The 9,248-nt window shown below is 57.8% G+C and carries 11 protein-coding genes; all 11 read right to left on the bottom strand.

Translation table 11 applies throughout. The features are described 5' to 3' along the window. A partial coding sequence (gltX, locus tag F8I07_RS01460) for a glutamate--tRNA ligase (RefSeq protein ID WP_292654802.1) occupies nucleotides 1-848 on the bottom strand: 848 nt, incomplete at its 3' end. Nucleotides 849-904: 56 nt separating this feature from the next. Then, nucleotides 905-2,695 (bottom strand): nucleoside-diphosphate sugar epimerase/dehydratase, encoded by a 1,791-nt coding sequence (locus tag F8I07_RS01455; RefSeq protein ID WP_292654799.1) that lies wholly within the window; start codon nucleotides 2,693-2,695, stop codon nucleotides 905-907. Next, nucleotides 2,692-3,789, bottom strand: coding sequence for a UDP-N-acetylbacillosamine transaminase (pglE, locus tag F8I07_RS01450; protein ID WP_292654796.1), 1,098 nt, complete (start codon nucleotides 3,787-3,789; stop codon nucleotides 2,692-2,694). Before pglE ends, F8I07_RS01455 begins: the two co-directional genes overlap by 4 nt. After that, nucleotides 3,782-4,417: a NeuD/PglB/VioB family sugar acetyltransferase gene (locus F8I07_RS01445; RefSeq protein ID WP_292654795.1), complete on the bottom strand. Its 636-nt coding sequence runs from the start codon at nucleotides 4,415-4,417 to the stop codon at nucleotides 3,782-3,784. The genes pglE and F8I07_RS01445 overlap by 8 nt, the downstream gene beginning before the upstream one ends. Continuing rightward, entirely contained in the window at nucleotides 4,405-4,782 is a 378-nt protein-coding gene (locus F8I07_RS01440) for a VOC family protein (protein ID WP_292654793.1), read from the bottom strand. Before F8I07_RS01440 ends, F8I07_RS01445 begins: the two co-directional genes overlap by 13 nt. After that, nucleotides 4,779-5,495 (bottom strand): SDR family NAD(P)-dependent oxidoreductase, encoded by a 717-nt coding sequence (locus tag F8I07_RS01435; protein WP_292654790.1) that lies wholly within the window; start codon nucleotides 5,493-5,495, stop codon nucleotides 4,779-4,781. The genes F8I07_RS01440 and F8I07_RS01435 overlap by 4 nt, the downstream gene beginning before the upstream one ends. Next, entirely contained in the window at nucleotides 5,488-5,715 is a 228-nt protein-coding gene (locus F8I07_RS01430) for a phosphopantetheine-binding protein (protein WP_292654788.1), read from the bottom strand. The genes F8I07_RS01435 and F8I07_RS01430 overlap by 8 nt, the downstream gene beginning before the upstream one ends. Continuing rightward, on the bottom strand, nucleotides 5,712-6,788 hold the full coding sequence (locus F8I07_RS01425; RefSeq protein WP_292654786.1) for a ketoacyl-ACP synthase III: 1,077 nt from the start codon (nucleotides 6,786-6,788) through the stop codon (nucleotides 5,712-5,714). Before F8I07_RS01425 ends, F8I07_RS01430 begins: the two co-directional genes overlap by 4 nt. Then, nucleotides 6,781-7,065, bottom strand: a complete 285-nt coding sequence (locus tag F8I07_RS01420) for a hypothetical protein (protein ID WP_292654783.1) — start codon at nucleotides 7,063-7,065, stop codon at nucleotides 6,781-6,783. Before F8I07_RS01420 ends, F8I07_RS01425 begins: the two co-directional genes overlap by 8 nt. Next, nucleotides 7,062-8,642 (bottom strand): HAD family hydrolase, encoded by a 1,581-nt coding sequence (locus F8I07_RS01415; protein ID WP_292654780.1) that lies wholly within the window; start codon nucleotides 8,640-8,642, stop codon nucleotides 7,062-7,064. The genes F8I07_RS01420 and F8I07_RS01415 overlap by 4 nt, the downstream gene beginning before the upstream one ends. Continuing rightward, the gene (locus F8I07_RS01410; protein ID WP_292654778.1) at nucleotides 8,639-9,247 is read right to left on the bottom strand and encodes a sugar transferase; all 609 of its coding nucleotides are present in this window, start codon (nucleotides 9,245-9,247) and stop codon (nucleotides 8,639-8,641) included. Before F8I07_RS01410 ends, F8I07_RS01415 begins: the two co-directional genes overlap by 4 nt. Nucleotide 9,248: the final 1 nt, after the last annotated feature.

Here is a 9,248-nt window from a genome sequence, read left to right as displayed (position 1 = left end):
TCCAGCATCTCTTCGCGGCTGAAGATCTCCTGATCCCCGTGGCTCCACCCCAGACGCACCAGGAAGTTGAGCAGCGCTTCGGGGAGGAAGCCCTGGCGCTTGTACTCCATCACATCCATCGCCCCGTCGCGCTTGGAGAGCTTGCGCCCCTGCTCGTTGTGGATCATGGGGACATGGTAGAAACGGGGCGGCGTGAAGCCCAGGGCTTCGTAGACCACCAGCTGTTTGGGGGTGTTGTAGAGGTGGTCGTCCCCCCGAATCACATCGGTCAGTCCCATCAAGGCGTCATCGATTGCCACGACAAAGTTGTAGGTGGGTGTCCCGTCACTGCGGGCGATGATGAAATCGTCCACTTCACTCGCAGCAATGCGGATCTCCCCTTTGACCCCGTCCTCGAAGACGATCTCTCCCTCCCGGGGGGCTTTGATGCGGATCACCGGAGCCACCCCCTCCGGCGGGGTGCCGGTGAAGTCCCGATAGCGTCCGTCGTAGCGGGGGCGCTCCCCCCGGGCCATCTGCTCGGCCCGCAGGGCGTCCAGCTCCTCTTTGCTCATGTAGCATTTGTAGGCTTTGCCCTCTTCCAGAAGCCGGTCGATATACTTTTTGTAGAGATCGAAACGCTGGGACTGATAGATCACCTCCCCGTCGTAATCGAGCCCCACCCAGTCGAAGGCCTCCAGAATCGCCGCCAGCGCTTCGTCACTGTTGCGGCTCAGATCGGTATCTTCGATCCGAAGCAAAAACTTCCCGCCATTTTTGCGGGCCCAGAGCCAGCTGAACAAGGCGGTGCGCAGTCCGCCGATATGGAGATACCCCGTGGGAGAGGGGGCGAAACGTGTCACAACCATATTGATCCTTCAAGAGATTTCTGAGAGATTTTACCCCAAGGGGGCTTTGGCGCGGCTCAGTCGCAATCGGACGGGAGATACTCCGGGACAATCCGACGCAGCATCGCCCGCGGATCCTCAGCCGCCAGGAGCGCTTCGATATCCCCGCGGAGTTTTTCAATGGGATAGTCGGTGGAACCGGCCACATAGATCGATTCATACCGGGTCTTGCACTCCGCTTCGTCGATCAGCAGCTCTTCGTAGAGCTTCTCTCCCGGACGCAGACCTGTATAGACGATCTCCACCTCTCCTTCTTTGCCGTAAAGGCGGATCATCTTTTTGGCCAGATCCACGATTTTGACAGGCTCCCCCATGTCGAGGATGAAGAGCTCTCCGCCCTGGGCGATGGCCGCGGCCTGAAGCACCAGCTGGCACGCTTCGGGGATCAGCATAAAGTAGCGGGTGATCTCCGGATGGGTCACCGTCACAGGACCGCCTGCTTCGATCTGCGCTTTGAATTTGGGGACGACGCTGCCGCTGGACCCCAGGACATTGCCGAAACGCACAGAGACGATCTCGGTCTTGCCGGAGGGAACGTTCTGGGCGTAGAGTTCCGTAATCCGCTTGGTGGCTCCCATGACATTGGTAGGACGGACCGCCTTGTCGCTGGAAATATTGACCACCTTTTCCGCCCCGTAGCGGATCCCCAGATCCATCACATTCATCGCCCCGATGATATTGTTCTCTACCGCTGTATCGGGGTTGGTTTCGCAAAGGGGGACATGCTTGAAAGCGGAAGCGTGAATCACAATCTGGGGCCGCTCCGCCTCGAAGACCCGCTCCAGGCGCTCCCGGTCCAGCACCGAAACCAGTCGAGCAGCCGTCTTCTCCGACCCGATCTGCTCCAAAAGACGGTAGAGGTTGTACTCCGAGTTTTCCACCAGAATCAGACGCCGGGCACCAAAAGCCAGACACTGGCGACAGATTTCACTGCCGATACTTCCTCCCGCTCCGGTAACGAGAATGCTCTTGCCCCGGAGAAAACTGCCGATCGCTTCCCGGTCCAGGTCCTTGGGATCTCTGGCCAGAAGCTCCTCGATGGGAATCTCCTCCAGATGCTCCCTTTCCTCCTCCAGCAGACGAAGCCGTTTGATCTCCCGAACTCCCAGATCTTCCAAACGGTCGATGAGACCGTTGAGTTCCCGAGGCGTCATCTCCTCCGCCACAATCACCGTATGAATTTTCCGCTCCCTGATCAGAGGCTCCAACCGCTCGGGGGGATAGATCTGCAGATTCTCGATTCGGCTTCCCGCCAATCCCTGTTCATTCCAGGTAACGATCGCTTCCGGCTTGTAGGAGGGCTCAGCCAACGTTACCGCACGCAGCAGAGCCGCATCGCTGCCTGCTCCGACAATCAGCGTCGGTTTGAACCCTTCAGGAAGGGTCGATTCCGTCAGCAACCGTTTAGCCATCCGCAGCCCCCCCAGCAGTAAAAAGGAGAGAAAAAAGTCAATGATGAAAATGCTGCGGGCAAACGGGGCAAAATCGGATCGGAAAAGATAGAGCACCAGGGCAAAGACGCCGTAAGCTACCATATGCGCTTCCAAAACCCGGCGCATATCGCCCAAGCCGAAAAAACGCCAGACGATTTGATACTGCCCTTTCCAGGCCATGGCCGATACTTTCAGAGTAGTCAAGACTCCGCAGATGAGCCAAAAATGTTCCAGGTACTTTGCCGGGATATGAAAATTGAAACGGAGCAGATACGCCGTATAGAGAGAAAACATTGAGAGGAGAATATCCGCTGTCAGAAAGAAAAAAAGACGTTTCCGTGTCGTCGGTTTGAACCATGTTCTGAAAGCGATCATCCCAACACCCTCCGAATCACCGAGGCCACCCGCTCCACATCATCGTGTTCCATCGCTGTCCAGCTGGGCAGACAGAGCCCCCGGGCGAAGAGATCCTCGCTCACGGCACCTCCGTAAACTCGGGCTCCGGCAAAGAGGGACTGACAGTGCATCGGTTTCCAGAGGGGGCGGGCTTCGATGTTCTCCGCCTCCAAGGCGGCGATGAGCTCCAGAGGATCCCCCTGGCGAAGGGTCAGAGTCGTCAACCAGCGGTTCCCCCTGCTCCCGGGAATCTCCGGCATCCACTCCAGCACTTCAAGATCTGACAGAACCTCCCGGTACCAATTGAAGATCTGCCGTTTTTTCACTATCCGCTCCGGTAAAACCTCCATCTGGGCCACACCGATGGCAGCCAGCACATTGCTCATCCGATAATTGTATCCCAGTTCCTCGTGCTCGTACCAGGGGGTCGGCTCTCTGGCCTGGGTAGCCAGCTTGCGGGCATGGGCGATGGTCCCCTCATCATTGCCGACCAGCATTCCGCCTCCGCTGGTGGTAATGATCTTGTTGCCGTTGAAGGAGTAGATGCCGAAGCGTCCGAAAGTTCCCGTATGCCGCCCCTGTAGTGTCGCCCCCAGGCTCTCGGCGGCATCCTCAATGAGTACGACGCCGTATCGCCTGCAGATCTCGGAGATTTCGTCCACTTTGGCGCTCTGGCCGTAGAGATGGGTCAGCACGAAGGCTTTGGGCCGCTCTTTTTTTATCGCCTCTTCCACCAACTTGGGATCGGCGTTCCAACTTGCATCACTGTCGATGAAAACCGGTTCGGCTTTTTGGTAGAGAATGGGGGCCACCGAGCCGATAAAGGTAAAGGTGGAGGCTAGCACCCTATCGCCCTCTTCGACCCCGGCCAGGCGCAGGGCCAGATGGATCGCCGCCGTCCCCGAAGAGGTGGCCGCCGCGGCTTTGATCCCGGTGAATTCGCAGACCGCTTCTTCGAAACGATCAACAAAAGCCCCCAGGGGAGCGATGTAGTTGCTTTCAAACACTTCGTCGATGTAGCACCGCTCATTACCACCCATGTGGGGAGGGGAGAGGAAGAGTCGCTTAGCCATCACTCGGTCCGTAGATTTTGCTGGGCATCTGAAGCGTCGTGCTGCCCGCTTTGAGGTTTTTGATGACGATGGAGCCCATGCCGACCAGGCAGGAAGCCCCGACCGACAACCCTTGACGCAGGGTGGCCCGGACCCCGATCATGGTGTCACTCCCGACAGTGACATTGCCTCCCAAAAAGACCAGCGGGGCGATAGAGACATTCTCTTCAATCCGGCAGTCGTGACCGATGACCGCTCCCTGATTGATCAAAACGGCATCGGCGATTCGGGCGTCACAAGAGATCAGGACTCGATGACCGATGTAGACCCCTTCCCCCATCGTCACTCCTTCGCCCAAATCGGCTTTAGGGGAGACGAGGGAGATCATGGGGATGTCATGCTGCCGGATAAATGCCAGAATCTTCCGCCGATTTTCCATTCCTTTGCGGTTGACCGCTCCCACGGCGATATGCACACCGTCGAAACGTTCCCGCATTGTCAGCATCTCCTCCAGGTAACCCAGGTGGGGATAACGGGGCAGGGAATTTTCCCGAGCAAAAATCCCGACGATCTCGTGACCGAGTATTTGAGCCACTTCGATGACCTCCTTGGCGAAACCTCCGCCCCCGATAATCGCTACCCTCGCCATAGGAACTCCACCATCTCCCGGTTACGGTTTCTAGCGAACAGCACCTCCCCCTCAAGCAGCGGTGCCGGCAGCGGACCCCGTACCGGAATCATTCGTGCCTCTTTCATTGCTGCCTGTGCCGCAACCAGATTGTCAACTTCGTAGCAAATGTGGTGCCATCCGCCCCCTTTTTGCAGGAAATTCCAGGTAAAGGACTCCTCTGATCGGGGTTCGATCAGTTCGATACGGGTCGTCCCCCCGTCCACTAGCGTTAGCTGCGCCTTTTGGATCGGATCGTAGAGGGTGCGTAAAACCTGTCGCATGGGCAGATGCCCCAGATAGGCTTCGGTATCGGCGACGACGAAGCCGATATGGTCAATCCTCACAGGGCACCTCCCCCGTCGATCCGGATCACTTCGCCGGTGAGATAGCGGGCCCTGGAGGAGACCAAAAAGGCGATCAGCTCCGCCACATCCTCCACACTTCCTAGACCCAGGGGATAGTCGGCACGAACCCTTTCGATGAAGGCTTCGTCGTAGACGTGGGCGAAACGCTCGGTCATTTCGGTCTGCAAAAAACCCGGTGCGACGGCATTGACCCGAATGGGAGCCAGCTCCAGGGCCAGGCCCCGCACCGCCTGATCCAGGGCTGCTTTGGAGGCGCCGTAGGCGACAATCCCCTTCTCCGCCTTTTGTGCCGCGATGGAGGAGACGAAGGTCAGCGACGGGTGCACCTCGGCATCGTGGACTCCCCGGGAGGCGAAGGCTTTGGCGAAAAAGAGGGGAGCCAGGGTGTTGATGCGAAAGAGCCTTTCGACTTCGTCCGCTTTGAGCATCCGAATCGGCTTGACCGATTGCACCCCGGCGCAGTAGACCACCCCGGCCAAGGGGCCGTGGGCCTTGGCCAGCGCTTTAAGCGTGGGTGGGATCTCCTCCAGATTCTCCACATCGAAAGGCATCGGCGTGACGCCAGCGACTTCCAGCTCGGCCAAACGATCCTCACGGCGGGCCATGGCGAAGATCCGATGCTCTTGGGCCAGACGCAGGGCTGTCGCTCGGCCGATGCCGCTGCTGGCCCCCACCACCAGATAGTTAGCCATCGATCCGATCCCCGGCCAGGGCGATCAGATCCGCCACGGTGGTGAACTTTTCAAACGCGGCGGGCGAGGCTTTGATCCCCAGCTCGTCCAGATAGCTCATCAAGCTCAAGACTCCGATGGAGTCATATTCGTCAATGGTATCCAGCGCCGTTTCGGGCTTCATCTCGGCCTCGGTATCCAGGGCTTCGGCCACCCCTTCGAGAAACTCATCCAGACTCATGCGCTCACTCCTTGAAAAATTTGGGGCTCCGGGGCGACGATCCCGTCGGTCTCCACCAGGCAGGCCCCCCAGCTGAGCCCGATCCCGAACCCCGCAAAAACCGAGTGGAGGGGTTGGGTGGAGAAAGGCTCTTGCAAATAGGCGTTGATAGTGCCCGGGATCGACGCGGAGTTTTGGTTGCCATAACGGGTGACGGTTCCCATAGGAAGCCGCGTTTCATCCACCCCGATCCGCTTGGCGATATTTTGCAGGATATACCGGTTGGCCTGATGCAAAACGAAGTAGTCGACGGCCTCTTTCTCCCTTGCAGCGAAGCTCAAAAGCTCGTCGAACATCTCGGGGACCGCTTTGAGGGTGAAGTTGAAAATCTCCCCGCCGTTCATGACCATATCCACATCCCGGCGCACGGCACCGTCCTCTCGGACCTTGGGCTCCAGTGCTTCGGAGCTGCAAGGGTAGCGGCAGCCGCCGGCGGGGATGATCAGGTGTTCATAGCCGCTACCGTCGCTGTTGAGCACGAAATGACTTGTCGACGCATCCGCGTCGATCAGGATCGCGCTGCCCGCATCCCCCATGAGCGGTGTGAGCACCTTGTCCCGCTCGTAGGCGAATTTGCTCGCCACGTCCCCGACGCAGAGCAGCACCCGTCCCAACCCAGAAGCGATCATCGAATAGGCTACATAGAGGCCGTTGATGAAGCCGCTGCAGCCCAGGTTGATATCGAAGGCCACGGTCCCGGTACCGAGCCCCAGACGGTCTTGCAAAATAATTGCCGTCGAAGGAGCCCGATAGTCGGGGGTCTGGGTGACCATGATCAGGGCGTCGACGGAGGCGGGATCGACACCGCACGATGCGAAAAGCGTCTGGGCCGACTGGGCGCAGAGGTCACTGGTGCAGGCCCTCGGATCGCTGACGATCCGACGGCTATGAAAGCCCATGCTCTTTTTGACCCGTTTGAGGGTTCGCTCGTCGTAGCCGAACTTTTCCGCCTCTTCGTCGATGGTGACCAATCGATCACCTACGGTAGTGACGATGGCCTTGATGGCTCCTTTATCGAAGCGTATTTTAGCCATTCTCTATCCTTTTTTCGATATGCTCCGTGGCACTCTGGACGGTTTTAAAAGGGGTGAGCGCCGGATCCATGCTCTTTTCGTCGGCGATCTGGATATAGCGCCCGTAACGCTCCTGGAGTTTCGCCTCCAGCTCCAAAATCAGATCCAGTACCGCCATGGAATCCAGTGCTTCAAAAAGCGGGGTTCCGGGAGTGGGATTCTCCAGTTCCTCACTTCCCAGATCTTCGTTGACGGCGGCAATGGCCTCGTAGAGGATCGCTTCGATGCTTTCGTTCATGTTTCGCCTTTTTGAATGGTGATGTAAGCTCTACCGGGCTCTTTGCCCCTGTAGCGGTAGAGCTTCGTGCCGTTTTCCGATGTTTCGGAAAGCTCGAATCCCAATGTTTCATAGAGATCGGCCACCTGCATGTTTTTGGGGCTGGGGATATATTCGGCGCTTTCGACTTCGGCTTCTTTCAGGACGATGTCCATGATGCGGTCTTCGATCCCACGGCCCAGGACCCGGCAGCTGAGGAGGAAAGTATCGATATGCCCCCCTTTGACGATGACAACGCCCACGATCCCCATATCCCCCAGATCGTCTTCGACCTTGAAGGAGAAGACGTGATCTTTTCGCATCATCGCCTCCACCTCCGCCTGGGTGTAACGACGGGTGGTGAGGTTGAATTGGTTGGTCTTGTTGATCAGCTGGGTGATCCGATCCAGCTGTCTAAGGTTGTTGCGCCACCAGGTAATTTTGATATGCAGACTCTTGATGAAGCTCTCCATATCGGGAGCGGTTTTGAGGATCTCTCCCCTCGCCCGCTCCGAGGCATACTGTTCGCTTTTGCGCCGATCCTCTTCGGTGACGCGAATCGCCTGCAGATTGGGACGCGACGCCAGAGCCTCGAGGTTTTTGAGGGGCTCTTCTTTGTCGAAGCGGAAGGTCTCCACTGCCGGCAGGGCCCTGGCCACCTCCTCCAGTTCGAAAGGATTATCGTCGACAAAGAGAAAGCTCTCCAATCCCAGATTGAGCTCCCCGGCGATCTCGGCGATGTTTTGGCTTTTGGGCTGCCAGTTGATCTTGGCGACAACGAAATCCTCCAGCTTCAGGGGCATGCGTCGCTTTTCGAAGAGCTCCGCCACGTCGGCTTCGTTGTTTTTACTCACCATGGCCAATAGCAGCCCGCTCTCTTTGAGGGTAAGCAGAAGCTGTTGAAAACGCTTGTAGGCAATACCGGGGTAGTTTTCGTCACAGGCGACCCCCTCCACGCCGTCTTCGCCTACGATGCCGCCCCAGAGGGTGTTGTCACCGTCCAGGACGATCACCTTTTTGCGCTTGCTCTCGAAACGGCGGATCGCCTCGTCGATCAGTTCGGCGACCGCCTGGGCCCCCTCCAGGGTCAAAGGGGATTGAAAAAGGTGGCGGTTCTTTTCATTGTAGAGGCGGCGGTGCCCCATCCGATGTGCTAGGGCGAAGAGATCCAGAATCTCCAGATCGCTGATGCTTCCTTTGAGGGCCTCCAACGCTTCGTTGAGCTCCAGCAGTTTGGCAAAGCTGCGGGTGCGGCCGGCGGTATCGGGGGCGAAAAAGTCGTCGTCCACGTTCCCTAGAAGAATGCGGGCTCGGTTCTTGCCTCGGAAGGTTTGCAGCAGCCCCTCCAGCATCGCCACCCTCTCCATGGCCTTGCCGTCGATATCGCCGTCGTAGAAAAACCTGGGATCCAGCAAAATCACCAGATAGTCGGCCTCCACCGTGCCACTCAGCGTAGGAACGACGGCGTCCAGGTCGGCATAGCTGCAGCGGTACTTTTTGCGCAGTTGTCGCCCCACGGGCTGGACGATCATGTTGGAGAGAAAATGGATCTTCTTCATCGGCTTCCTTTGAATTTTTCCATCGTCGCCTCCCCCTCCTGGCTGATTCCCTCTCGTTTGAAGACCTTGAGCACCGTCAGCCAAAGAATCTTAAGATCCAGCCCAAAGGAACAGTGGTCGACATACCAGACGTCATGTTCGAACTTCTCTTCCCAGCTGATAGCGTTGCGGCCGTTGACCTGGGCCCAGCCGGTAATGCCGGGTTTGACCTCGTGGCGGCGGGCTTGAAAATCGTTATAAAGCGGCAGATACTCCTCCAACAACGGCCTGGGTCCGACGAAGCTCATGTCGCCTTTCAGGACGTTGAAAAGCTGGGGCAGCTCATCCAGGCTCAAAGTGCGGATCGTTTTGCCAACCCCCTTCAGGCGCAGCTCGTCATGCAGCAATTCTCCTTTTTCATCCCGTTCATCGGTCATGGTGCGAAATTTATAGATTGTGAATATTCTACCATCTTTGCCCGGGCGTCGCTGACGAAAAAGAATCGGCCGGCTCATTTCCAAGTAGATCGCCAGCGCCACGATAGCCATGATGGGCAGCGCCGGGATCAGGATCAGCAGGGCCAGTACTCTATCCAGCAGGGGTTTAAGATATTTCCGATAGAACATC

This window comes from Nitratifractor sp. (assembly GCF_015487065.1).
Lineage (GTDB): Bacteria > Campylobacterota > Campylobacteria > Campylobacterales > Sulfurovaceae > Nitratifractor.
Note: the sequence above shows the minus strand (reverse complement) of the source record. Positions and strands in the feature narration are given on the sequence as shown.

Excerpts from the sequence above, each read along its gene's own strand:
- F8I07_RS01415 (WP_292654780.1), bottom strand. The coding sequence starts at position 8,642 with ATGAAGAAGATCCATTTTCTCTCCAACATGATCGTCCAGCCCGTGGGG.
- pglE (WP_292654796.1), bottom strand. The coding sequence starts at position 3,789 with ATGGCTAAGCGACTCTTCCTCTCCCCTCCCCACATGGGTGGTAATGAG.
- F8I07_RS01445 (WP_292654795.1), bottom strand. The coding sequence starts at position 4,417 with ATGGCGAGGGTAGCGATTATCGGGGGCGGAGGTTTCGCCAAGGAGGTC.
- F8I07_RS01425 (WP_292654786.1), bottom strand. The coding sequence starts at position 6,788 with ATGGCTAAAATACGCTTCGATAAAGGAGCCATCAAGGCCATCGTCACT.
- F8I07_RS01410 (WP_292654778.1), bottom strand. The coding sequence starts at position 9,247 with ATGTTCTATCGGAAATATCTTAAACCCCTGCTGGATAGAGTACTGGCC.
- F8I07_RS01435 (WP_292654790.1), bottom strand. The coding sequence starts at position 5,495 with ATGGCTAACTATCTGGTGGTGGGGGCCAGCAGCGGCATCGGCCGAGCG.
- F8I07_RS01430 (WP_292654788.1), bottom strand. The coding sequence starts at position 5,715 with ATGAGTCTGGATGAGTTTCTCGAAGGGGTGGCCGAAGCCCTGGATACC.
- F8I07_RS01420 (WP_292654783.1), bottom strand. The coding sequence starts at position 7,065 with ATGAACGAAAGCATCGAAGCGATCCTCTACGAGGCCATTGCCGCCGTC.
- F8I07_RS01455 (WP_292654799.1), bottom strand. The coding sequence starts at position 2,695 with ATGATCGCTTTCAGAACATGGTTCAAACCGACGACACGGAAACGTCTT.